A 20,307-nucleotide genomic window follows, 5' to 3' on the forward strand; every position below is an offset into this window, starting at 1 on the left:
ACTAGGCGGCCACGGTCCGTTCTACTTCTTCAATCTTTGCGTTCTCGTTAGCTAGACGCGTCTTATGCGCGCTCCAGATGTGAGTCGCGACCATCAAGGCTGCGCCGGGAATTAGCCAAATGATCAAGCGCAGGATATCCATGCCGATTCCTTGTCCTGGGAAGTAGACCATGGTCTGAACGGCATGTAGCCACCCGGCGCCATTCCAGAAGGTGTTCAGTGCGCCGAAGAATCCTGGCTGCATGGCTGGCTGGAAGATGCCACCGGAGCTGGTGAAGTTCAAGGCCACAAAGCACATGGTCAAGATCGGTGTGGTCCAGTGGCGAAGCATTGGGTGTAATCCCATGCCGAGCATGATGATCGAGACGGCGTAGACCCACGATGTTAGCCAAATGGCGGCGTAGTGATTATTGATGACGTGGTAGATCGGACCGGAAACAACCACGGCGATGGTCGAGATAACTGCTGCTGCTAGTGCTGCCAAAGCAAAGCGAACTGATAGTTTGACCTTGCCCATGAACCCGGCCAGTGGCACGGCGCTGGCGTAACCACCAATGCTCAGTGCGACGAGTAAGAAGAATAGACCCTGTCCACTAGTGTCGTTTTCTCCGGTAGGAACCACATCGGCAACGTGGAATGGCTGCCCCTGCTTATAGGCCACGTTCATGAAGACTTTTTGTGCGACGTTCACCGACGTTTCTGAAGCGGCGCTCGAAACGTAAAGCGTGGCCGAATCCTTGGTTGATTCGTAAGCGGCTACGATTTCACGATTCTCCACCAACTGCTGTGCGGACTGGTTGTCCTGGACGGTGCGCACATTCAGTGCTCCATCCGATTCATCTTGCAAAGTCTGCGCAAAAACCTTGGTGGCTGCAGAATCTCCAACCACTGCCACCTGCACATTGTGCGGGGTGGGCTGATGGAAAGCTCCGAGGTAGAACAAACCCATGATGGCGCACAAGAAGAACGGAATCAGCATGGTTCGCGCCAGCTTTCCCCATCCCTTCGGTGCAGGCTTAGGGGGCGTAAGTTTGTGCGGCGTGGAGTCGGAATGCTTGGCAGCGGGGGTACTGGGGGCGGTGGTGTCGGTGGCAGTCATATGTTTTAAGGATACCGCTTGTGTTGCATTGTGCAACATAAAATCTTGAGTTCTCCGCCACGTACTAGACTCGGGGTTATGGGCAGGAAAGAACGGGAAACAGACATCGAGTCCGTCTACCATCACATGCAGATGATCACTCGACGAGCAAACTCACGCTCACGGCAACTTGCTGAGCCCTTGAGCACGGTGGAGCATTCGTTGTTACGGTTCATCGCCGATACGCCGGGGTCTCGGGCCACCGATATCGCCGAAGCGTTCTCACTGAATCGTTCAACGGTCTCGCGCCAAGTCGGTACGCTGCTCGATTTGGGCTACGCGGCTTACGACGATTCAGAAGCCGGACGAGGCCGCATTCTGGAGCTCACCAAATTAGGTCAAGAACGACTAGATGCTTCGGCTGCCGTACATCGAGCCGCGGTCATTGAGCGGTTGGAAGGCTGGAGCGCGGAACAAATTAGCGACTTCGCCGCAGCGCTTGAGCGCTACAACGAGGCAGATTCACAGTAGTCTAAGCAACCTTCACAAACCGTGGCCCACTGTAGCCGTCGCGGTCCACGGTCTCTTCGAACATTTCCAGCGGACGGGCCCAGAAGCTGTAGTCATCGTAGAGCTTGCGGTAGAAGACCAGTGGTTCCTCGGTTTCGCTGTGTTTGCCCACGGCCAGCACCTCGTAGCGTTGTCCTTTAAAGTGTTGGTAGATTCCAGCTTCGACGCTCATATTTCAGTCTTTCTGATCAAAGTAAGTAGTGTTTTTAGCGCGGTCCGTGGCCGGTGCCGCCACTGCGCTGAGTGAGCAAATGTTCCAGGACGGTATCCAGCACGGCCAATCCGTCTTTGACCCCGCCGGTGGAACCGGGCAGGGTGATCACAAAAGTCTTGCCGGCAAAGCCGGCCACCCCACGAGTGATAATCGACAGCGGAGTTGAAGCCTCACCACGACGTCGGATGGCCTCAATAATCCCCGGAAGTCGCACATCCAAAAGTGGTTCGACCATCTCGGGGGACCGATCATCGGGGGAGACCCCGGTGCCACCGGTAACGATCACTACCGAGGTGCCGGCGGCGAGCTGTTCTTGAACGGCATCGTGCACCGGTTGCCCATCGGCTACGACCAAGGGGTCTACCACTTGGAACTCGCGCTCACGCAGCCACCGGCGGATCAGCGGGCCGGTTTTATCCACGGCAGTTCCCGCAGCAGCGCTGGTCGAGGCAACCACCACCGCGGCCTGACGGTTAGTCTTCACGAACCCAGTCGCCACTTTTGCCACCGGACTTTGCCAAGACCTTCACGGAGCGAACCTCGGCGTGCTTATCTACGGCCTTGACCATGTCGTATAGGGTCAATGCGGCTACGCTGGCCGCCGTCAACGCTTCCATCTCCACCCCGGTGACGCCCTTGGTGGTTACCTGCGCGATAACACGCACCGCGGCATCCTGGGCCTCGAAGTCAATGGACACCTTGGAAATCGGCAACGGGTGGCACAGCGGAATCAGTTCCCAGGTGCGCTTGGCCGCCATGATGCCCGCAACCCGAGCAGTGCCTAAGGCCTCACCCTTAGGAAGATTGCCGGTCATCAGCATCGGAACCACGTCTTCGCGGGTGACAAAGATGGCCTCTGCGGTAGCAACACGCTTGGTGACAGCCTTGTCGCTGACATCAACCATGTGGGCGCTGCCGTCTTCACGCAGGTGAGTAAGTTTTTCAGACATTCATGCTCCAAGTTTCAATTTGCTGCCCAGCAGTCAGTTGGCTGACGCCGACCGGGATATGTACCAGCGCATCGGCGCGGGCCAGGTCGTGGACCAGATGCGAGCCCGGATCCAGGATTTCCACTTGGCCCTCGCGGATCACCGCCCGGCGTACCTGATGTTTATGCTCGGGTGAGCTGACATTGGCGGCCAGCGGGTAATGCTGCGATACCGGCTCGGGCAAAACGTTGAACTTGCGCAACAACGGAGCCAAGAACAATTCAACCGATAACAGCGCACTAACCGGGTTACCGGGGAAGCACAGCACCGCTGCCTGAGGCAGTTGGGCGAAACCTTGCGGGCCACCAGGCTGGATGGCCACATGGTGGAAGGAACCACCCAATGGCGAAAGAGCTTGGCGGACCACCTCATAGGCTCCGGCACTGATGCCGCCCACCGTCAGAATTAGATCTACCTGTTCTTGCAGCGCATCAATAGCCAGTGCAAAGCCTTGAGGATCATCAGGTAGTTGCAGTGTGCGGACCTGCACCTGATAGCGGCGCAACCAAGCAACGAGCATGGGGGAGTTGGAGTCCGGGATCTGACCTTCGGAGCGCTGATCATCGCTGAGTTCGTCCCCCGTGGTGCACACCGCCACCTTTAGGTCACGGCGTACACAAACTTCCCGCAGTCCACTGGAAACCAGCGCGGCAATCATGGTGGGGGTCAGCCGGGTTCCGGCTTTGGCTACCAACGCGCCGGCTTCCAGATCAACACCGACAGGGCGGATGAAGCGCCCCGGTTCACTGGGTGCGGTGAAAGTGGCCTGCCCGCTCGGGGCCCCTTGATTCGCTCGAACCAACTCAGGGAATGTTCCTGTGACGCTCTCTTCTACCGGGATCACGGTATCGGCGCCGAGCGGGATCATCGCACCGGTCATCACCGGGCTGACGGTACCTTCGGCCAAAGTGATTTGCTGATCGCCAGCGGCAGCGGTGAATCCGAGCGGCAAAGTCACCGGGGATGAAGATGTTGCAGTGGCCAGGTCCGCGCTACGTGCAGCGTATCCATCCATCTGCGAATTGGTGAACGCAGGGATAGGTAACTGGGCGTACAGATCCTCGCTAAGGATCCGATCAGCAGCCTCGGGGCTATCAGTGGGCAGCACTTCGCTATCTAAGGAAGCAAAGACCGGGGACAGCACGGCAACAAGTTCGGCTTGATGGTTTTCTAAGGTGCAGGTCATCGGTTATCCGCCAGCAAATGGTGGCAGAACATCCACCGTAAGATTTTCGGCTGAACCAAGCTCGCCGGCATCGCGGCGCACCACTCCATTGATCAGGAAACTTCCGGCACGCAAAACCTGTGCCATTTCTGTCCCGTAGGAATTGATCAGTTCGCTACGCAGCGTCGCGAGCGTTTCGGGGCGTTCCCAGCTCTCCTGCTCGCAGCCCGCTACTGCCGCCGCGGCAGCGAAGTAGCGTATCGTAATCTTCGACATGACTTCATGCTATCGCGCCACAGCGATAAGGAGCACGATGAAAAGTGAACGCGACTTTCCCGCGCTTGTAGCCCCCGGGCCAGCACTGCGCGAAGAACAGGCTGCACGAGCCGCGCGCCAACTAACCCTGCCCGGATTTGATGACACCGCGCAGCGCAGACTGGCTGCCGCCCGGGTGCTGGTCATCGGCGCCGGAGGACTAGGCAGCGCCAGCGTCCCTTATCTAGTCGGAGCAGGCGTAGGCACCATCGGCATCGTTGATGATGACGTCGTGGAGCTATCTAACCTGCATCGCCAAGTCACCCACACCACCGCCAATATCGGGCTGGCCAAAACCACTTCACTGGCTCAAGCTGCCACAGCGCTGGACCCAAATGTGGAAATCATCGAGCATAATCTGCGCTTGGATTCATCCAATGCGTTAGAGATCTTTGCGAATTATGACTTGGTTATCGACGGAAGTGACAACTTCCCGACCCGCTACCTGACCAATGACGCGGCCCAACTCACCGGGATTCCATTGATCTGGGGCTCCATCCTGCAACACCACGGACAAGTCTCCGTGGCTTGGCACGAACACGGCCCCGGCTACCGTGACCTGTTCCCGGTGCCACCGGCCCCGGGCACCGTGCCCGACTGCGCCGCCGGGGGAGTGCTACCGGGATTGTGCGGAACCGTCGGCTCGCTGTTAGCCACCGAAGCGATGAAGTTGATCGCCGGAATCGGCACCCCGCTGGTGGGCAAGGTGCTGATCTATGATGCGCTGGCCGCCAACACCCGAACCCTCGAATTCTCCCGGGACCCGCAAGGCACTGAAGTCACCGAGCTGATCGACTACGTGCTCTTCTGCTCTGGTTCACTACCCGAAGCCCAGAGCATCAGCGCCCAAGCGCTCGCCGAATTGCTAGCCGGAACGGACGCTCCGGTGTTGTTGGACGTACGCAATGATGACGAACGCGCGCAGCAGCACATTGCCGGTTCCTTGCATCTACCCCTGCCGGAATTGGAAGCCGCGATTGAATCGGGCGCAGCTCTAGATCAGATCCCAGAGCAGGTGACGGTCTACTGCGCTCGTGGTCCGCGTTCGCAACGCGCAGCATCCTTGCTCGCCGGTCAAGGCATCACAACGAATTACCTTGAAGGCGGGCTTCCCGCACTGGCTGAGGTGGCCCCGCAGCTGCTGGCCGAACCCGCACCTACCGAAGGAGCCCGCTCGTGAGCTACGCGCTGATCACCGAAGAACCCATCGACGAGGCCGCAGTCCGCGATGCCGTGCAGTCCGATACCGCCGGAGCGGTAGTGCTCTTCCACGGAATCATTCGCAACCACGACGGCGGCCAATCAGTGAACTCTTTGGACTACTCGCACCATCCGCAGGCACAGGACTTCCTTGAGAAGATCATCGCCGAGGAAGAAGAACGCACCGGTCTGAAGCTCTCGGCAGTGCACCGCGTAGGTCCGCTGAAGATTGGTGATGCAGCGTTGGTCGCTGCCTCGGCGGCCGCGCACCGCAAGGAAGCATTCGATGCGATTGAGAACCTCGTGGAACGCATCAAGGCCGAGGTCCCAATCTGGAAGAAGCAGCACTTCACTTCCGGCAGTTCAGAATGGGTTGGGCTGTAGACGAAGTATTGCTTGAATCCTTGGAACAGCAGTCTTGGAGACTCTTTCAGTCCGTTAACAAGACGCGCCTCAGGCACAATCCGCTAATCTTTCAGCATGACCTTGCACCCCGAAACCATCGCGACTATTCGAGACTCTTGGGCATCGATACTCGGCATTTCGGCCGAAGCACTGGAGCGGGGCGAGAATCGCGTTTATCGCGAAAAGAACGATAGCGCCGTACTCATGTTCGTTTCGTTGTTCGGCACAGGGATCTTGGTTGGCCCTTCATGGGCGATTGAAGCCGGACGAAATTTACCCGATTCAGATCTGGTCAATCACGCGAAACTTCTAGAACTCAGTGCTCCCTATGGAGGAAAACCTCTAGGGGAAGCGAAGTTGTACTACAGCGATACGGCCCCAATATTGCCTACCCCCAATGCAAAGGTGAGCCGTCTGCGAGAGCACGCCATTGATCTCGAAAAAGCCTGCCCATCCAAAGACATCGCAGAAGTCGGCTTGAGCGAGATGGAAAATACCTTCATCATGATTAGCGAATCTGAGAATGAGTCGGCGCCTATGGCAGGTGCTGGCTACGACGTGTGGGAAGAAAAACTGGCCCACCTCGGCGCGCTCGTCGCACCTGCCAATCGGCAAAGTGGACTCGGTTCTCAGACAGTTGCCATCGCTCAACAGCATGCACTCGACGCTGGCCTGATTCCTCAGTGGCGTGTGCACGTCGACAACGCAGCGTCCATCCGAACAGCTATGCGCGCCGGATTTGAGTATGCAGGGACCCAAACCACTGTAATTCTCAAGAGCTAGCGCGCAGCGCACATGGTTAGCTGGCGGTGCGCTTAAAGGCAATAGCTGCCAGTGCTGCGGCCTGATCTCCGAGTAACTGGTCATCAAAAATGACGCGCGGCGAGTGATTCCACTCCGTTTCCTTGGCCGTCATTTCAGACGGTGAGGTGAGCAGTCCGATAAACGTGCCTGGAACTTCATCGAGCACAAAAGCGAAATCCTCAGAACCCATCATTGGTGAAGGCATCACCGCTACGCGCTGTTCGCCGTAGATTTCGCGCATCGTTTCCAGCGCAGCGTCGGTCTCAGCCGGGTCGTTCACAGTCACCGGGTACAACGTTTCAAAGCTCACATCCGCGGTGAGCTCATGGGCTGCTGCCACGCCTTGGATGACTCGTGGCAACCCTTCTTCTAGGACTGCAAGGGATTCGTGGGACATGGTGCGGATGGTGGCCGCCAACTCGACACTTTCCGGGATGACATTGATTGCGCCGTCGCCGGTGTTCATGCGGGTAATCGAGAGGACCACCGGGTCGAAAGCGTTAAACCGTCGAGTGACAAAACTCTGCAAGGCCAGGACAAGCTCTGCTGCAGCGGGAACTGGATCCAGGGTCTGATGTGGTTGTGAGCCGTGCCCGCCGCGTCCGAGCAATTTCACTGTCAGTTGGTTTGAGCCAGCAGCTACCGGACCGCCGCGAGTTGCGAAGAGCCCGCGTGGACCGGGGCCCACATGGATGGCGTAGGCGGCAACCGGAGGTTCTCCGGCTACCGAGAGTAGTCCCTCTTCGAGCATGATCTTGGCGCCACCGTGGCCTTCTTCTCCTGGCTGGAACATGAAGATGACTGAGCCATGAAGTTCACTTTTCCGGGCCGACAATAATTTGGCTGCACCAACAAGTCCCGCGGTATGCAGATCGTGGCCGCAGGCGTGCATGTTGCCATTGGTGGATGCAAAGTCCAGATTGGACTCTTCGACGATCGGCAATGCGTCCATGTCGCCACGAAGCAGAACGCTCGGACCGGGCAGCTCTCCTCGAAGCACGGCGGTGACCGAGCTGGTGCGTGTGCCGGTGGTGATTTCCAGCGGTAGCCCTTCGAGGGCGTCGAGTACCTTTTGCTGGGTTCGAGGCAGAGTCAGTCCCAGCTCGGGGTCCGCATGCAATGCGCGGCGCAGTTCGACAAGTTCAGGAAGGATCGTTTGCGCGTCAGAGGTAAAGTCGGCAGGGGTCATGAGGCAGCCTTTCATGGGAAGTGTTCGGCGCGATTGCAAAGGCCATCGGAAGGGCTTCGTGATGATACATATGGCCGTGCTGATGGTTAAATCTTTAAGTATTCTCTAGTGAGAGCTTTAATCTGAATGATTTGAATGTGATCAGCACGCCAGCGACTATACTCCCCGGGATTGCCTCGCGAGCACTTCTCAAGGCTGTTTTTGTTGCATCTCACAACTTTCGCAATCAGGAGCTGAGATTCTCCGTCCACGAATCGAGGAGCGTGCGCAGTTCTGCTGGCTGGATGTCGCTGACTTTGGCCTGGCTCATGGCGAGTCCAAATGCGGCCCAGTTCAGATTCATATTCTCGGTTCGCACCAAACAGTTGTTGGCATCGATTGCTTCAATCTGGAACCAGCGGCCGATCAGTGGCTCCAACTTTTTAGCGCTGGCATGGATGCGTGCGCTGACATCTTGCGGTCCAGTCCCGCGCAAGCCTGCACGGACAAACCCCGCCGCATCACCACCTGGCGCCGCGCGGGGCGCAAAGCGCAAGGCTCTGGGTGAAGCGTTCTGTGCGCGGTCTACGCGGAAACTGCGCCGATCATCGCGGTCCAGATCAAAGGCCACCAGATAGTAGCGGTTGCCCACGTTCACCAGTTGGGCCGGCTCTACCCTGCGTGAACTCTTTGCTCCTTTGGCATCTTTGTAATCAAAAGCGATTCGTTCATGGTCGCGGCAAGCCTGGGCAAAAGCCACCAGTACTTCAGGATTTACCGGATCCGGTGCGGAGTACTGCGAATTCAGTGGCACGGTGCTCGCAGTCAGTGCCTGCGCGCGCTTGCGTAACCTGGCTGGAAGCACGGGCACAATTTTTCCCATCGCCCGCAAGGCCGCCTCGGCCAGTGTGGAAGATCCGCCGTGCACGCTGGACTGCAGGGAGACCACCAGTGCTACTGCTTCCTCATCATCGAGTACTAGGGGAGGCATGGCGGTGCCGGAAGCCAACTGATAGCCACCGCCCACGCCACGATCGGCCTGCACCGGATACCCCAGATCGCGCAGTCGGTCGATGTCTCGGCGAACGGTGCGCAGGCTGACGTCTAGGCGTTCGGCTAGCTCGTCTCCGGACCAATAACGATGGGTCTGCAGCAGTGAGAGCAAACGAAAAAATCTGGTGCTGGTACTCATGGAATAAGCCTGCCTTGATTTAGGACAGAACTGGCACTTTTCACTTCTACTGTGGTTATTACCAGCTGGAAATACCGGCTGCAGCTTATGCCAGGAGGCAATCATGAGCACCATGGCCATTACCAACACCACCCTGAATGGCGAACGCGCCGACCTATTCCAGGCACTGGCTAACGCACGGCATTTCCTGCGTTTCACTGTGCAGGGTTTGAGCGACGAGCAGGCTGCACAGCGCACTACCGTCAGTGAATTGACCCTTGGTGGTTTGATCAAACATGTCAGTGCCGTGGAAGGGCAGTGGCAAGAATTCATGGTCAAAGGCCGGGCTGCGATGGCTTGGGATGGCGCAGACTTCAGCGATATGCCTCCCGAAGCGCTTGAAATGTTCCTCAACGAATTCCGTATGCAACCCGGCGAAACCTTGGAAGCGCTTCTGGAGAACTATGCGCAGATTGCTTCTCGGACCGACGCGCTGCTTGCCCAGATAGATCTAGACACCGTGCACGAGTTGCCTGCCGCTCCGTGGTTTGTTGACTCCCAGTGGTCGGTTCGCCGAACGCTGTTGCACATCATCGCCGAAACTACCCAGCATTCGGGACATGCGGACATCATTCGTGAATCGCTGGACGGGCAGAAATCGATGGGCTAGCCCCCTATGTAGGACATCTCGATGCGCTTGCGGTTTCCCGGGGTCAGTGCAGCACGCAACTCAGAATAATTATCATCGCGCTTACGCCAGTGGCCGGTCAGTGCTTTAGCCAAGTCCTCGTCGCTGATCCCTTCCCTCATCAGCTTGCGCAGGTCATAGCCGGAACCAGCAAATAAGCAGGTGTAGAGCTGTCCCTCGGCGGAAACTCGTGAGCGTGAGCAGTTGCCACAGAACGCATTGGTCACACTGGAGATCACGCCTATTTCACCGGCACCATCGGCGTAGCGCCAGCGGTTGGCGGTTTCTCCCGGTTCGGTTTTGGTCACCGGTTCCAGCGCCCAGCGCTCGTTGATCATTGAGACCACCTCAGCTGAGGGAAGAACCTCATCAACCTTCCAGCCGTTGGTGGTGCCCACATCCATATACTCAATGAAGCGCAGGATGGCCCCGGTGCCACGGAAATGCTCAGCTAGGGTCAGGATTTCATCGTCGTTGACCCCGCGTTTGACGACCGTATTAATTTTCACCGGACCTAAACCAACCTGGCGGGCCACCTCGATTGCTTCCAGCACACGGGCGACAGGGAAGTTCACGTCGTTGATGGCTTTAAATTTGGCATCATCAAGTGAATCCAGCGAGATGGTCACACGGTTCAGTCCGGCATCTTTCAGCGACTGCGCCATCTTGGGCAGCGCCGAACCATTAGTGGTCATCGCCAAATCCACTGGTGCACCTTCAGGGGTGCGTAACTTTGCGAGCATCGAGACCAGCTCGGTGATGCCACGGCGCAACAAGGGTTCGCCACCGGTCAGCCGAAGCTTGGTGACGCCAAGGGTTACGCTCACGCGTGCCAAGCGTTCAATCTCTTCAAAGCTGAGTAATTCCGACCGCTCGCGGAAGGCGAAGTCGCGACCGAAAATTTCCTTGGGCATGCAGTACACACAACGGAAATTGCAGCGGTCGGTCACCGAGATCCGCAAATCATGCAGGGGCCGCCCACGGGCGTCGGTGATATCCCCTGCCGGTAAAACTGTCATAACTACCAGCGTAACTGCCGCGGACTAACGGTGGAAGATCGGCGGGTAAAACAGCAAATCAACACGTAAAATAACGTATTTGAACGGACCGCGGTTGTAGCATGGGCACAAAGCTTAAGTACTGGAGAATTCATGCGTGTAACCTGGCCGCTGGCTGCCCGATGTGTGCTGGCAGGCACCGCTGCCGCCCTGCTCCTCTCCGGTTGCAGCAGTGATAAACCAGCTGATCAGCAAAGCATCACCATCTCTGCAGCAGCATCACTGCACGGTGCCTTCGATGAAATCGCCGAAGAATTTCGCAGCGAACATCCCGAAGTAAAGATCAACGGCATCAACTATGACGGCTCCTCAACTTTGGCCACACAAATTGTTGAAGGTGCGGACGTAGACGTGTTTGCTTCGGCTGACGAACGTAATATGGACGAGGTAACCGAAGCAGGATTTGGCCACGAACCAGTGATTTTTGCCAGCAATACCCTGGTGATCGCGGTGCCAAAAGATAACCCCGCCAACATCAAGTCGCTGTCCGATTTGGCCGGAGCCAGCACCGTACTGTGCGCCTCGCAGGTGCCGTGCGGTAACGCCTCACAGCAGTTGCTGACAAAGGCCGGGGTGAAGGTTAAGCCGGTCAGCGAAGAACAAAATGTCACCGCGGTGGTGCAGAAGGTAGCTGCCGGCGAAGCTGACGCAGGGCTGGTGTACGCCACCGACGTGGAGGATGAACCCGATCTGGCCGCTATCGTGCCCGAACGGGCCGATGAAGTGGTCAACAGTTACCCGATCGCCACCCTGGACGATAATCCGGCCGCCCAAGAGTTCCTCGACTTTGTCACCGGCGAGCGCGGCCAGCAGATCCTGACCGACTACGGATTTGGTAGTGGGGCTGCGCAGGGCAATGGCTAGCGACACTGGGCTGCGCGTCCCGGCTTTCACCCTCGCCCCGGCGGTGCTGGGGGTAGCCCTACTGATCTTGCCGCTGTTGGCCTTGCTGGGTCGGGCCAGCTGGTCCACCCTGCTTGCCGATGCCACCAGCGAACAAGCCCTGTCGGCCCTCTGGCTTTCGGTGCGCACCGGGGTGGCGGCCACCGCGTTGTGCGTTGTGCTCGGGGTGCCGCTGGCCCTAGTGATCGCCCGCAGCAGCCCGAAGATCGCGCAACTACTACGTGCACTAATCGCCGTACCCTTGGTGCTGCCACCGATGGTCGGTGGGGTGGCGCTGCTTTTCCTTTTTGGTCGCACCAGCCCGATCGGGCAACTGATCGATTCACTCTGGGGGATCACCCTGCCCTTTTCCACCGCTGCCGTGGTGATCGCGCAAAGCTTTGTGGCGCTGCCCTTCCTGGTGCTCTCGGTGGAGGGGTCGCTGCGCTCGGTGGGCACCGGGTACGAACAGGCCGCTGCAACTCTGGGCGCCGGGCGCTGGATGGTGCTCACCCGTATCACCCTGCCGTTGGCCGCCCCCGGGCTGGTGGCCGGGGTGATCTTGTGCTTCGCGCGGGCCATCGGCGAATTTGGGGCCACCGCGCTGTTTGCCGGCAATGCTCCCGGGGTCACCCAGACCATGCCGCTGGCGATCTACACCGCGTTTAATGGGGCCGGCGCCGGACGGGATACCGCCGTGGCGCTGTCCCTGTTGTTGCTGGGAACCGCGGTGCTGGTGCTGTTGTGTGTTCGCGCTTGGCGTCCGGGGGCCATCAAATGAGACTGCTTGTTGATCTGCAGGTGCCACGCGCCGGCTTTGACGTTCAGGCAAAATTCCAGGTGCGTTCGGGCAGTACGCTGGCGATCATGGGGCCCAGCGGGGCTGGCAAGTCCACCATCGTGAACGCCATCGCCGGAACCGAGAAAATTGCGGGCGGGCGGATCGAACTTGATGGCACCATTTTGGCCGATGCGCGCCGGCACCTAGCCCCGCACCTGCGCGGGGTGGGGCTGCTGGGTCAAGCCCCGCACCTGTTCCCGCATCTGGACGCGGTCAAAAATATTGCCTTTGGGGCCCACGCCTCGGGGTTGGGTAAAACTGCGGCGCTGGCTAGCGCCCACGAATGGCTGGCTCGGCTGGGACTAGAAGAACTAGCTGCTGCGCGCCCGACTGCCCTCTCCGGCGGGCAACGCCAACGCATCGCCCTGGCCCGAGCGTTGGCCGCCCGGCCCAAGCTGTTACTGATCGATGAACCCTTTGCCTCACTGGATGTTGAGGCCGCCATGGATATGCGCGCACTGGTGCGCGAAGAGCTCACGCGCACAAATACCAGCGCCATTGTCATCTCGCATTCGGCCGCCGACACCTTGGCGCTGGCCGATCAACTTCTGGTTATGGAACGCGGCCAGATCATTGACTCGGGAAGTGTGTCTGAAGTTTTTGCCAACCCGGTCAACCGGTTTATGCGCGCGGTGGTGGCCACCCTTCCCGCCAACCCACCAGGAGAACAGCGATGAAACGCCAGCCCGAAGAAGCTATCAGCGTGGCCGAACACAGCGCCCGGCTGTTAAGCCTGGTTCAGCCATTGGCACCACAAACCCTGCCGGTGGGCCCGGTACTGCACGGCGCGGTTCTGGCCAGCGACGTATTGGCCAGCCACCCGCTGCCCCTGTGGGATAACTCGGCGATGGATGGCTTTGCGGTGCGTAGCGCCGACACCGCGATTCTTACTTCAGGCAGCCCGGCCACCCTACAAGTCATCGGCGAAGTTCCCGCCGGAAGCAGCTGGGACCCGCAGCTGTTGCCCGGTCAGTGTGTGAAGATCATGACCGGCGCTCCCTTGCCCACGGCTGCCGACGCGGTGGCGCGCATCGAGGACACCAGTGCCGCGGTGGCCGGCTGGGATGTGTCCAGCGTGCGGATCAACGTGCCGGTGCCTAAAGGCAAAGATGTGCGTCAACGAGGTGAAGACCGCAGCACCGGCGAGCTGATCGCCCGCGCCGGAGATGAGCTCGGCGCAGCCCGACTTTCGGCCTTGGCCGCCGCAGGGGCGAGCGAACTGTTGGTGCGCACCATGCCCAAGGTGGCCGTGTTGGTCACCGGCGCCGAGCTACGCCCGCCGGGCCAAACACTGTCCCGCGGACAGATCCCGGAAACCAATTCGCTGCTGATTGCCGGGTTGCTCGCCGAGTCTGGCATTACTGCGGCCACGATCGTGCACTGTGTTGATGACCCGCAGACCGTGCGCGCGAAGCTTAATGAGCTGGCGCCCACCCACGACGCGATCCTGAGCACCGGAGGGGTCGGCCCCGGCGACTATGACGTGATGCGCAAGGTGTTGGCCGACGAGCCCGGCGTGTACGCCACCCGCGTGCGCGTACGCCCAGGCCAGCCGCAGTGTGCCGGACGTTTGGCTAAAGGCGCGATGATGTTCGCGCTGCCCGGCAACCCGGTGAGCGCAGCGGTCAGCTTCGAACTTTTTGTCCGCCCTGCCCTGCGTGCCATGCAAGGCCACAGCGTATTGCAGCGTCCCCGGCTCAAGGCAGTCGCCGCACTTGGGTGGAGGGCCGCCGGCAACCGCTTGCAGGTTTTGCCCATCGTCTTTGAGCATGGCGAGCAGCTGCGCTGCGCCCCGGCGGTTGCGGCCGGTCGCATCTCCCACTCGGTCGGTGGGTTCGGCTCCGCCCAGGGATACGCGCTGATTCCGGCCGGCGTTGAAGAGATCCACCCGGGCGATACCGTTGATGTACTGCGGACCGGGCTATGACGGACGACTTTGACGTGCTTGTGCTGGCCGGCGGGCGCGGCACCCGGCTGGGCGGAGCGAATAAGCCCGAACTGCTTGTTCACTCCCAGCGCTTGGTGGATCGGGTCATTCTTGCCGCCCGTCGTGCCACAGTCGGCCGCGTGGTGGTGATCGGCGATCAGGTCACCGGCGCCTTAGCCGACGTGGTGTTGCGCGAAGACCCGCCCTTTGCTGGCCCCTTAGCGGCCATCGCCGCCGGAATCCCTGAGGTGAGTAGCGGGTGGTGCATGATCCTGGCCTGCGACCTGCAGCATCCCGATGCGGTCATTTCTGCCCTGAGCGACCACGTGGATCAGTGCGCCGCCGATGGGCTGGTGCTTCGTGATGCTCAAGGCTACGTGCAGTGGCTCGCCGGGTACTATCGCACCGCCGCCGTCGCTGAAGCTTGCGAAAAACTGGCCGGGCAGTTGGTTAATGCCCCGGTGCGCAAAGCGCTCGGCGCACTAGATTTGGCTGAACTACCGGTGGATGATGAAACCACCGATGACATCGATACCCCGCAGGCGCTGGAACGCGCCCGCCGCAACACAAAGGAATGACATGGCTGTACACCTGCCTCCCGAAGCGCTCAACGAATGGTTAGAAGCTGCGACCAAAGAGTTGGGACTCGACGCCACCGGCGTTGACATTGCCACGGTCTTGGATGTTGCCAAGCACGTTGCCCACGAGGTTGCCCGCCCGGCGGCTCCGTTGAGTACCTTCTTGCTCGGTGTTGCCTTGGGCAGCAGTAAGGGCGATCTTTCCGGCCTTGCCCAGCAGTTGGTTTCTCGTGCCCACCAATGGTCCGACGAGCATCCGGAAGATGACGCCTAATACGAACCAGTGTTCGAATTTTTCGCTTCAAAGTTCTGATTTCTTGTTGTGGAAAAGCCTGTAATCCCGGTTATTTTCGGCATATAATGAATATATGTTCGAAGACAAAGAAGTGTTCAGCACTAATGTCGAAGACGGAATTCCTGAGGGATCCAGCTTCGGTAGAACACCATGTCTCACGCCAGAAGAGCTGTCGTTAGTCAACATGGCTCTGCGCAACGATGACCCAACTTTTTCGGTGATCGCTCTTGAGAAAGTTGAATCTCAAATTTCATTCCTCGGTTCGGTTCAGGCTCGTCTTGCAGCCCATATGGATGAAGGCAACGAGACATCGCCGGGCAAACCGGCCACGGCAAAACAGCGCGGAACAGCAAGCCAGATAGCCTTGGCACGCAAGCGCTCACCTCATGCCTCCCTGGCTTACGTTCGTCGCATGCGCTTTTTGATCTCGGACATGCCCTACCTGTTTTCCCGGTATCAGCTTGGAGACTTTGGCGAGAAGCTGATCATGTCAATCTTGAGCCCGCTAGAAGACGTCAGCCGGTCAGAGCGACAGGAGTTTGACCGGTTTTTTGCCGACAATCCTTCAATGTTTGATTCAGCTTCTACTCATGAGGCCCATGACATTGCGCAAAAGACCGTGGATCAGATCCGCGGGGAAGAGCGCGATGAAGAAATTGAACGCAAGGCGAAGCATCGTGGTGTTGCCTTCTTCAAAGGCAAAGACTGCATCAACATGAACGTGAAGTTGCCCATCGAGGTCGGTGTAGCAATTGAAGATGCCCTTGAGCATGAAGCCCAGAAGGCTAAAAAAGGCGGAGATCCGCGCACCATCAAACAGCTGAAGGTCGACATTCTGGTATCCAAGCTCGCCGGCCATCCCGCCGACATGCCTCTGCCCATCAAGCTCCACGTCAATCTTGTGATGACGGATATGGCTTTGCTGATGGACGGAAAAGATCCGGCGTCAGTTTCTGGATACGGCAGTGTTCCGGCCAAATATGCGGCCCGACTCTTTGATAGCTATAACGAGTTGGATGACCACACTCCAACTTCGGAACTTGATCAGCTACGCAGGCGGATCAGGGCATTTCCATCCATCCGGCGGCTCTACGTTTTGCCTAAAGGTCAAGATTTGGTCGCCATGGACTCCAAGGAACGCCTCTTCAAGGGTTCACTGCGTAAGCTGCTGGAACTCAGAGATCCTTACTGTCGGACTCCCTATTGCAACAACAAGCCTAGACAAGCAGATCACGTTGAGCAGCATTGCAAAGGTGGAAAAACCTGCTCCATCAACGGTTGCATGAAGTGCGGTTACTGCAATCTAGCCAAGGAAGCTCCCGGATGGACCGAAAAAGTCATTCAGGAAACTCCACACAAGATCAAGATCAGTCCACCAGGAGCAGTCGAGTACGAATCTACTGCACCTCCACTGATCGGGTTGGCCAGACTGGAAAGCAAACTCACCGAAGTGATTGAAACTCGGAAAGTTGAAACGATTCCGAGTGATAGTCGTCAATTCATCATCCGGTTCCCGGATGCCTCCTAAGATCTTCACGCACTAGGCGTTCATTGGTGATGCCCTGCCCACGGTAGACTCGACAACTATGGCTATCGGCGCGACTATGCACACTTTTGACGTTCAACTTGCTGATGTAGATCGCGGGGTATACGAGGATCTTTCACTGCGCGTCGCGCAGCACCCCTCTGAGACCGATGCTTACATGATCACCCGAGTACTCACCTATTGCTTGGAGTACGAAGAAGGAATCACTTTCTCTGCTGGTGGCGTTTCAACTGGTGAAGAACCCGCAATTCTTGTCAAAGACCTCACGGGACTCATCACCGCCTGGATCGAGGTTGGCGCGCCAGATGCGCAGCGCTTGCACCTTGGAAGCAAGCGAGCAGACCGCACCGCAATTTACACTCACCGAGATCCAGCAAAGTTACTGGCATCTTGGCGAGGCAAGACGATCCACCAATCTTCTGAGATTCGGTTCCGATCTTTTGACCCCCAATTTGTTGATGAGGCAGTACGTTGCCTGACCCGTCGCAACACCATGTCGGTATCGGTCACTGAAGGCCAGATCTATTTCGAACTGAACGGAACAAATCTGGAAACCCAGATCAGCGAGCACATCATCGAGTAGTAAAGATTAATCTCCGATTCAACTGCTCTTGAATTGGAGGCCATCAGAGCGCGGAAGTATGGCCGGTGTTCATCAATGACACCGAAGGAAGTCCATCATGAAACTGCGCAGCATTACTTTGGGAACTGCAACGCTTTGCTTGGTTGCCTCACTGTCCGCACCAGCAATGGCCGCTGAAATCAAGTCTTCAGATTCTTCGCCGCTGGTAATCGGCCACCGCGGTGCTGCCGGTGTGGCACCGGAAAACACCTTGGAAGCCCTGAAAGCAGGAAGTCAGTCCGGAGCTGAATTTGTCGAAATTGATGTTCAGCTTTCCAAAGATGGGGTGCCGTTCATCTTCCACGACGGAACCCCAGCCCGCACCACAAATGTCGAAGAGGTTTTCCCGGATCGCGCCAACGATCCCATCACCTCGTTCACCTGGGACGAGCTCCAGCAGCTGGATGCCGGATCCTACTTCTCGGGCAAGTTTGTCGGGGCCAAGATTCCACACTTCGATGATGTTCCTAGCGTGCTGACCGGCGGCACCGGCGTCTTCATCGAGATCAAAGATCCTGCCTCATCGCCAGGCGTAGAGCAGGTTGTTGCCGATGCGCTGGCAAAAGACACCGAATGGAAGGCGCTGCTAGCTGCCAACAAGATCGAGGTACTGGGTTTTGACGCGGCATCCAACGAGCGTTTTGCGCAGCTGGCTCCGCAGGTGCCATTGCAGCAACTGACGGGAACTGTTCCTTCGGCACAAGAACTTGAGCACTACGCAACTTACGCTGATGCCTTCGGCACCAGCTACCGCACTCTGGACGCCGCTGGCGCGCAACGAGTTAAGGACGCAGGTCTGGACTTGGGTGTGTACACCGTTGACTCTGAGGAAGTTGTCGATGACGCTTTGGAACTGGGCGTTGAGCGAATTACCGGTGACTTCCCGGCACAGATCGATCGTCACCTGAATGGCAAGAAAGTTTTCCCAGCCAATAACGGTGTGCTGATTTCTGATGCGTTGAACGATGCTCCAGGAAGTGACGTGACTCCTGAAAACGGCGAGTACGTTGTAGTGGAAAATACCGGTCAGCGGACCGTCGATGTCAGTGGCTACCTGATCCGCGATGCGGCTAACAACAAGCTGCAGATTGGCGATGGCTACGTATTGGAGCCAGGGCAGAAGCTGCGCGTGTACTCCGGTCCAGGTACCAACAGTGACGAAGCGTTCTACGTTGATGGTCCCGGTGTGCTGAACAATGGGGGAGACTCGTTGGCTCTGTGGGATGCCAAGGGCAAGCTCACTGATTTGTTCTCCAACTAGCTTGCAATAGCTTTTTGGGCAAAGCAAAACCCCGTAGATTCAATGAATCTACGGGGTTTTCTTGGCGGTGACGGTGGGATTTGAACCCACGGTACGGGGTTACCGTACACAACATTTCGAGTGTTGCACCTTCGGCCGCTCGGACACGTCACCAGACCTGATAACTCTATACCGAACCAAAGGTGAATACAAAAACGGAGGCCAGATATTCGCGCTGAAGTGGCTCGAAACACACCTGGCTGATGTTTTAGCTTCGTTTGCTCCGGAAGAATTCGCGCAGAAGCTCTGCACATTCTTGTTCTTTGACTCGTGAATAGACTTCGACCCAGTGGTTCAGTCGTGGTTCGCGAACGATGTCGAAGACCGAACCGCAGGCGCCGGCCTTTTCATCCCAAGCGCCAAAAACAAGTTTGGGGATTCGAGCCAGGACAATTGCTCCGGCACACATGGCACAAGGTTCTAGGGTGACCACCAAGATGCAGTCGGTTAGTCGCCAACCATCGTCGTCGCCGCGTTCTTCCAAGGCCCGGACCGCTTCACGAATGGCCACCACTTCGGCATGCGCCGTGGGGTCTTTGACCGCTTCGCGTTGGTTGCGTCCGGTGGCCAGAACTTGACCTTCGGGGGAGAGGATCACTGCGCCGATGGGGACATCGTCTGTGGCTAGCGCGGCGCGTGCCTCACCCAGAGCAAGGTCCATCCAAGCATCGTATTCGTGCACCATAGTGCTTTTACTTTACGTGCTAGCGCGTGATTCCTGTTTCTTTGGGCACATCATTATCCTTTAAGTGCGGAAAATCGGGGATTTCTATCGATTCAACTATGACGGTGCTGATAGATTTCTACTTATGCGCGTACAGGTAGTCGACCACCCGCTGGTGGCACACAAGGTTTCAGTTCTTCGAGATAAGAACACCCCATCTCCGATCTTCCGTCAGCTCACTGACGAACTGGTCACCCTGCTGGCCTACGAGGCAACCCGCGAGGTGACGACCGAAAGCATTCAGGTTGAAACCCCAGTTGCTACCACTATCGGTACTGCAATTGCCAAGCCGACCCCATTGGTTGTTCCGATCTTGCGCGCCGGTCTGGGCATGCTCGAAGGCATGACTCGTCTGGTGCCAACCGCAGAGGTTGGCTTCTTAGGCATGGCTCGCAACGAGGAAACCCTGGACATCATCACCTACGCTGGCCGCGTTCCAAACAACCTGACTGGCCGTCAGGTATTTGTTCTGGATCCAATGTTGGCTACCGGCGGCACCCTGGCTGAAGCGATCAAGTTCATCTTCGATCGTGGCGCCGAATCGGTGACTTGCATCTGCCTGATCGCTGCCCCTGAGGGCGTGGCCCGTTTGGAAGAAATCCACGGTGGCGACAACCGCGTGCACATTGTGCTTGCTTCGTTGGACGAGAAGCTGAACGAAAAGTCCTACATCATTCCTGGCCTTGGTGATGCCGGTGACCGCCTGTACGGTGTCACCCCACCGATCGTCTAAGTAGTTTTCAGCAGTAGCCCACAGGCCACGGTCA

The 20,307-nt window shown here is 58.0% G+C and carries 25 protein-coding genes and 1 tRNA gene; 15 read left to right on the forward strand and 11 right to left on the reverse strand.

The features are described 5' to 3' along the window. Position 1: 1 nt before the first annotated feature. A complete protein-coding gene (locus AC1Z3F_RS16005; protein ID WP_131090455.1) occupies positions 2-1,099 on the reverse strand; it encodes an ABC transporter permease in 1,098 nt (365 codons plus the stop codon). Between the two features lie 78 nt (positions 1,100-1,177). Between AC1Z3F_RS16005 and AC1Z3F_RS16010 the strand changes: the two genes are divergently transcribed. Further along, positions 1,178-1,609 carry a MarR family winged helix-turn-helix transcriptional regulator gene (locus AC1Z3F_RS16010; RefSeq protein ID WP_131090454.1) on the forward strand — a complete coding sequence of 144 codons (432 nt, stop codon included), beginning with the start codon at positions 1,178-1,180 and terminating at the stop codon, positions 1,607-1,609. A gap of 1 nt (position 1,610) precedes the next feature. Here the strand turns inward: AC1Z3F_RS16010 and AC1Z3F_RS16015 are convergent, their stop codons facing one another. Genes AC1Z3F_RS16015 through AC1Z3F_RS16035 form a run of 5 tightly spaced genes read right to left on the reverse strand, consistent with a single transcriptional unit; the run spans position 1,611 to position 4,292 of the window. After that, positions 1,611-1,820: a DUF1653 domain-containing protein gene (locus AC1Z3F_RS16015; protein WP_131090453.1), complete on the reverse strand. Its 210-nt coding sequence runs from the start codon at positions 1,818-1,820 to the stop codon at positions 1,611-1,613. Positions 1,821-1,854: 34 nt separating this feature from the next. After that, complete coding sequence (locus AC1Z3F_RS16020; protein ID WP_444612685.1) at positions 1,855-2,346, reverse strand: MogA/MoaB family molybdenum cofactor biosynthesis protein; 492 nt, start codon at positions 2,344-2,346, stop codon at positions 1,855-1,857. Continuing rightward, entirely contained in the window at positions 2,336-2,812 is a 477-nt protein-coding gene (moaC, locus tag AC1Z3F_RS16025; protein WP_131090451.1) for a cyclic pyranopterin monophosphate synthase MoaC, read from the reverse strand. Before moaC ends, AC1Z3F_RS16020 begins: the two co-directional genes overlap by 11 nt. Then, the gene (locus AC1Z3F_RS16030; protein WP_483566216.1) at positions 2,805-4,037 is read right to left on the reverse strand and encodes a molybdopterin molybdotransferase MoeA; all 1,233 of its coding nucleotides are present in this window, start codon (positions 4,035-4,037) and stop codon (positions 2,805-2,807) included. The genes moaC and AC1Z3F_RS16030 overlap by 8 nt, the downstream gene beginning before the upstream one ends. A 3-nt stretch (positions 4,038-4,040) precedes the next feature. After that, positions 4,041-4,292 carry a MoaD/ThiS family protein gene (locus AC1Z3F_RS16035; RefSeq protein ID WP_262198507.1) on the reverse strand — a complete coding sequence of 84 codons (252 nt, stop codon included), beginning with the start codon at positions 4,290-4,292 and terminating at the stop codon, positions 4,041-4,043. A 37-nt stretch (positions 4,293-4,329) separates the two neighbouring features. Here AC1Z3F_RS16035 and AC1Z3F_RS16040 point away from each other — a divergent pair, with 37 nt between their 5' ends. The 3 genes from AC1Z3F_RS16040 (at position 4,330) to AC1Z3F_RS16050 (ending at position 6,719) form a co-directional block, all read left to right on the forward strand. Then, a complete protein-coding gene (locus AC1Z3F_RS16040) occupies positions 4,330-5,511 on the forward strand; it encodes a ThiF family adenylyltransferase (protein WP_483566217.1) in 1,182 nt (393 codons plus the stop codon). Further along, the gene (locus tag AC1Z3F_RS16045) at positions 5,508-5,915 is read left to right on the forward strand and encodes a molybdenum cofactor biosynthesis protein MoaE (RefSeq protein WP_022875540.1); all 408 of its coding nucleotides are present in this window, start codon (positions 5,508-5,510) and stop codon (positions 5,913-5,915) included. Before AC1Z3F_RS16040 ends, AC1Z3F_RS16045 begins: the two co-directional genes overlap by 4 nt. Before the next feature lie 96 nt (positions 5,916-6,011). Next, positions 6,012-6,719, forward strand: a complete 708-nt coding sequence (locus tag AC1Z3F_RS16050) for a GNAT family N-acetyltransferase (RefSeq protein WP_262198504.1) — start codon at positions 6,012-6,014, stop codon at positions 6,717-6,719. Between the two features lie 16 nt (positions 6,720-6,735). Here the strand turns inward: AC1Z3F_RS16050 and AC1Z3F_RS16055 are convergent, their stop codons facing one another. Next, positions 6,736-7,929, reverse strand: coding sequence for a M20 metallopeptidase family protein (locus tag AC1Z3F_RS16055; protein WP_483566218.1), 1,194 nt, complete (start codon positions 7,927-7,929; stop codon positions 6,736-6,738). Between the two features lie 226 nt (positions 7,930-8,155). Continuing rightward, on the reverse strand, positions 8,156-9,100 hold the full coding sequence (locus tag AC1Z3F_RS16060; protein WP_483566219.1) for a helix-turn-helix transcriptional regulator: 945 nt from the start codon (positions 9,098-9,100) through the stop codon (positions 8,156-8,158). A gap of 103 nt (positions 9,101-9,203) precedes the next feature. On the opposite strand from AC1Z3F_RS16060, the gene AC1Z3F_RS16065 reads away from it, so the two are divergent. Next, entirely contained in the window at positions 9,204-9,749 is a 546-nt protein-coding gene (locus AC1Z3F_RS16065; protein WP_165477389.1) for a DinB family protein, read from the forward strand. Here the strand turns inward: AC1Z3F_RS16065 and moaA are convergent. Next, positions 9,746-10,786, reverse strand: a complete 1,041-nt coding sequence (gene moaA / locus AC1Z3F_RS16070) for a GTP 3',8-cyclase MoaA (RefSeq protein ID WP_444612693.1) — start codon at positions 10,784-10,786, stop codon at positions 9,746-9,748. The two genes, AC1Z3F_RS16065 and moaA, sit on opposite strands and share 4 nt — an antisense overlap. Before the next feature lie 132 nt (positions 10,787-10,918). On the opposite strand from moaA, the gene modA reads away from it, so the two are divergent. The 9 genes from modA (at position 10,919) to AC1Z3F_RS16115 (ending at position 18,777) form a co-directional block, all read left to right on the forward strand. Further along, positions 10,919-11,689, forward strand: a complete 771-nt coding sequence (gene modA, locus AC1Z3F_RS16075) for a molybdate ABC transporter substrate-binding protein (protein WP_262198497.1) — start codon at positions 10,919-10,921, stop codon at positions 11,687-11,689. Next, positions 11,682-12,488 carry an ABC transporter permease gene (locus tag AC1Z3F_RS16080; protein ID WP_444612694.1) on the forward strand — a complete coding sequence of 269 codons (807 nt, stop codon included), beginning with the start codon at positions 11,682-11,684 and terminating at the stop codon, positions 12,486-12,488. The genes modA and AC1Z3F_RS16080 overlap by 8 nt, the downstream gene beginning before the upstream one ends. Then, positions 12,485-13,225 carry an ATP-binding cassette domain-containing protein gene (locus tag AC1Z3F_RS16085; RefSeq protein ID WP_131090441.1) on the forward strand — a complete coding sequence of 247 codons (741 nt, stop codon included), beginning with the start codon at positions 12,485-12,487 and terminating at the stop codon, positions 13,223-13,225. Before AC1Z3F_RS16080 ends, AC1Z3F_RS16085 begins: the two co-directional genes overlap by 4 nt. Continuing rightward, positions 13,222-14,475: a molybdopterin molybdotransferase MoeA gene (locus AC1Z3F_RS16090; protein ID WP_131090440.1), complete on the forward strand. Its 1,254-nt coding sequence runs from the start codon at positions 13,222-13,224 to the stop codon at positions 14,473-14,475. The genes AC1Z3F_RS16085 and AC1Z3F_RS16090 overlap by 4 nt, the downstream gene beginning before the upstream one ends. Continuing rightward, a complete protein-coding gene (gene mobA / locus AC1Z3F_RS16095) occupies positions 14,472-15,053 on the forward strand; it encodes a molybdenum cofactor guanylyltransferase (RefSeq protein WP_131090439.1) in 582 nt (193 codons plus the stop codon). Before AC1Z3F_RS16090 ends, mobA begins: the two co-directional genes overlap by 4 nt. A gap of 1 nt (position 15,054) precedes the next feature. After that, positions 15,055-15,327 carry a DUF6457 domain-containing protein gene (locus tag AC1Z3F_RS16100; RefSeq protein WP_131090438.1) on the forward strand — a complete coding sequence of 91 codons (273 nt, stop codon included), beginning with the start codon at positions 15,055-15,057 and terminating at the stop codon, positions 15,325-15,327. 94 nt (positions 15,328-15,421) lie between these two features. Further along, complete coding sequence (locus AC1Z3F_RS16105) at positions 15,422-16,876, forward strand: hypothetical protein (RefSeq protein WP_131090437.1); 1,455 nt, start codon at positions 15,422-15,424, stop codon at positions 16,874-16,876. Between the two features lie 58 nt (positions 16,877-16,934). Beyond that, positions 16,935-17,477 carry a YaeQ family protein gene (locus AC1Z3F_RS16110; protein WP_131090436.1) on the forward strand — a complete coding sequence of 181 codons (543 nt, stop codon included), beginning with the start codon at positions 16,935-16,937 and terminating at the stop codon, positions 17,475-17,477. Positions 17,478-17,574: 97 nt separating this feature from the next. After that, positions 17,575-18,777 carry a glycerophosphodiester phosphodiesterase family protein gene (locus AC1Z3F_RS16115; protein ID WP_483566220.1) on the forward strand — a complete coding sequence of 401 codons (1,203 nt, stop codon included), beginning with the start codon at positions 17,575-17,577 and terminating at the stop codon, positions 18,775-18,777. 62 nt (positions 18,778-18,839) lie between these two features. Here the strand turns inward: AC1Z3F_RS16115 and AC1Z3F_RS16120 are convergent. Then, a tRNA-Ser gene (locus tag AC1Z3F_RS16120) sits at positions 18,840-18,930 on the reverse strand. Positions 18,931-19,024: 94 nt separating this feature from the next. Further along, a complete protein-coding gene (locus AC1Z3F_RS16125; RefSeq protein WP_131090434.1) occupies positions 19,025-19,501 on the reverse strand; it encodes a nucleoside deaminase in 477 nt (158 codons plus the stop codon). Positions 19,502-19,625: 124 nt separating this feature from the next. Here AC1Z3F_RS16125 and upp point away from each other — a divergent pair, with 124 nt between their 5' ends. After that, a complete protein-coding gene (upp, locus tag AC1Z3F_RS16130; protein ID WP_483566221.1) occupies positions 19,626-20,273 on the forward strand; it encodes a uracil phosphoribosyltransferase in 648 nt (215 codons plus the stop codon). Positions 20,274-20,307: the final 34 nt, after the last annotated feature.

This window comes from Glutamicibacter sp. MOO4 (genome assembly GCF_056934395.1).

What these genes read in the sequence shown, in the direction of transcription:
- AC1Z3F_RS16090 (WP_131090440.1), top strand. Translation starts at nt 13,222, where the DNA reads ATGAAACGCCAGCCCGAAGAAGCTATCAGCGTGGCCGAACACAGCGCC.
- AC1Z3F_RS16050 (WP_262198504.1), top strand. Translation starts at nt 6,012, where the DNA reads ATGACCTTGCACCCCGAAACCATCGCGACTATTCGAGACTCTTGGGCA.
- AC1Z3F_RS16005 (WP_131090455.1), bottom strand. Translation starts at nt 1,099, where the DNA reads ATGACTGCCACCGACACCACCGCCCCCAGTACCCCCGCTGCCAAGCAT.
- AC1Z3F_RS16035 (WP_262198507.1), bottom strand. Translation starts at nt 4,292, where the DNA reads ATGTCGAAGATTACGATACGCTACTTCGCTGCCGCGGCGGCAGTAGCG.
- AC1Z3F_RS16060 (WP_483566219.1), bottom strand. Translation starts at nt 9,100, where the DNA reads ATGAGTACCAGCACCAGATTTTTTCGTTTGCTCTCACTGCTGCAGACC.
- AC1Z3F_RS16125 (WP_131090434.1), bottom strand. Translation starts at nt 19,501, where the DNA reads ATGGTGCACGAATACGATGCTTGGATGGACCTTGCTCTGGGTGAGGCA.
- moaA (WP_444612693.1), bottom strand. Translation starts at nt 10,786, where the DNA reads ATGACAGTTTTACCGGCAGGGGATATCACCGACGCCCGTGGGCGGCCC.
- AC1Z3F_RS16115 (WP_483566220.1), top strand. Translation starts at nt 17,575, where the DNA reads ATGAAACTGCGCAGCATTACTTTGGGAACTGCAACGCTTTGCTTGGTT.
- AC1Z3F_RS16085 (WP_131090441.1), top strand. Translation starts at nt 12,485, where the DNA reads ATGAGACTGCTTGTTGATCTGCAGGTGCCACGCGCCGGCTTTGACGTT.
- AC1Z3F_RS16040 (WP_483566217.1), top strand. Translation starts at nt 4,330, where the DNA reads ATGAAAAGTGAACGCGACTTTCCCGCGCTTGTAGCCCCCGGGCCAGCA.
- modA (WP_262198497.1), top strand. Translation starts at nt 10,919, where the DNA reads ATGCGTGTAACCTGGCCGCTGGCTGCCCGATGTGTGCTGGCAGGCACC.
- AC1Z3F_RS16055 (WP_483566218.1), bottom strand. Translation starts at nt 7,929, where the DNA reads ATGACCCCTGCCGACTTTACCTCTGACGCGCAAACGATCCTTCCTGAA.
- AC1Z3F_RS16030 (WP_483566216.1), bottom strand. Translation starts at nt 4,037, where the DNA reads ATGACCTGCACCTTAGAAAACCATCAAGCCGAACTTGTTGCCGTGCTG.
- mobA (WP_131090439.1), top strand. Translation starts at nt 14,472, where the DNA reads ATGACGGACGACTTTGACGTGCTTGTGCTGGCCGGCGGGCGCGGCACC.
- upp (WP_483566221.1), top strand. Translation starts at nt 19,626, where the DNA reads ATGCGCGTACAGGTAGTCGACCACCCGCTGGTGGCACACAAGGTTTCA.
- AC1Z3F_RS16105 (WP_131090437.1), top strand. Translation starts at nt 15,422, where the DNA reads ATGTTCGAAGACAAAGAAGTGTTCAGCACTAATGTCGAAGACGGAATT.
- moaC (WP_131090451.1), bottom strand. Translation starts at nt 2,812, where the DNA reads ATGTCTGAAAAACTTACTCACCTGCGTGAAGACGGCAGCGCCCACATG.
- AC1Z3F_RS16065 (WP_165477389.1), top strand. Translation starts at nt 9,204, where the DNA reads ATGAGCACCATGGCCATTACCAACACCACCCTGAATGGCGAACGCGCC.
- AC1Z3F_RS16100 (WP_131090438.1), top strand. Translation starts at nt 15,055, where the DNA reads ATGGCTGTACACCTGCCTCCCGAAGCGCTCAACGAATGGTTAGAAGCT.
- AC1Z3F_RS16080 (WP_444612694.1), top strand. Translation starts at nt 11,682, where the DNA reads ATGGCTAGCGACACTGGGCTGCGCGTCCCGGCTTTCACCCTCGCCCCG.
- AC1Z3F_RS16110 (WP_131090436.1), top strand. Translation starts at nt 16,935, where the DNA reads ATGGCTATCGGCGCGACTATGCACACTTTTGACGTTCAACTTGCTGAT.
- AC1Z3F_RS16015 (WP_131090453.1), bottom strand. Translation starts at nt 1,820, where the DNA reads ATGAGCGTCGAAGCTGGAATCTACCAACACTTTAAAGGACAACGCTAC.
- AC1Z3F_RS16010 (WP_131090454.1), top strand. Translation starts at nt 1,178, where the DNA reads ATGGGCAGGAAAGAACGGGAAACAGACATCGAGTCCGTCTACCATCAC.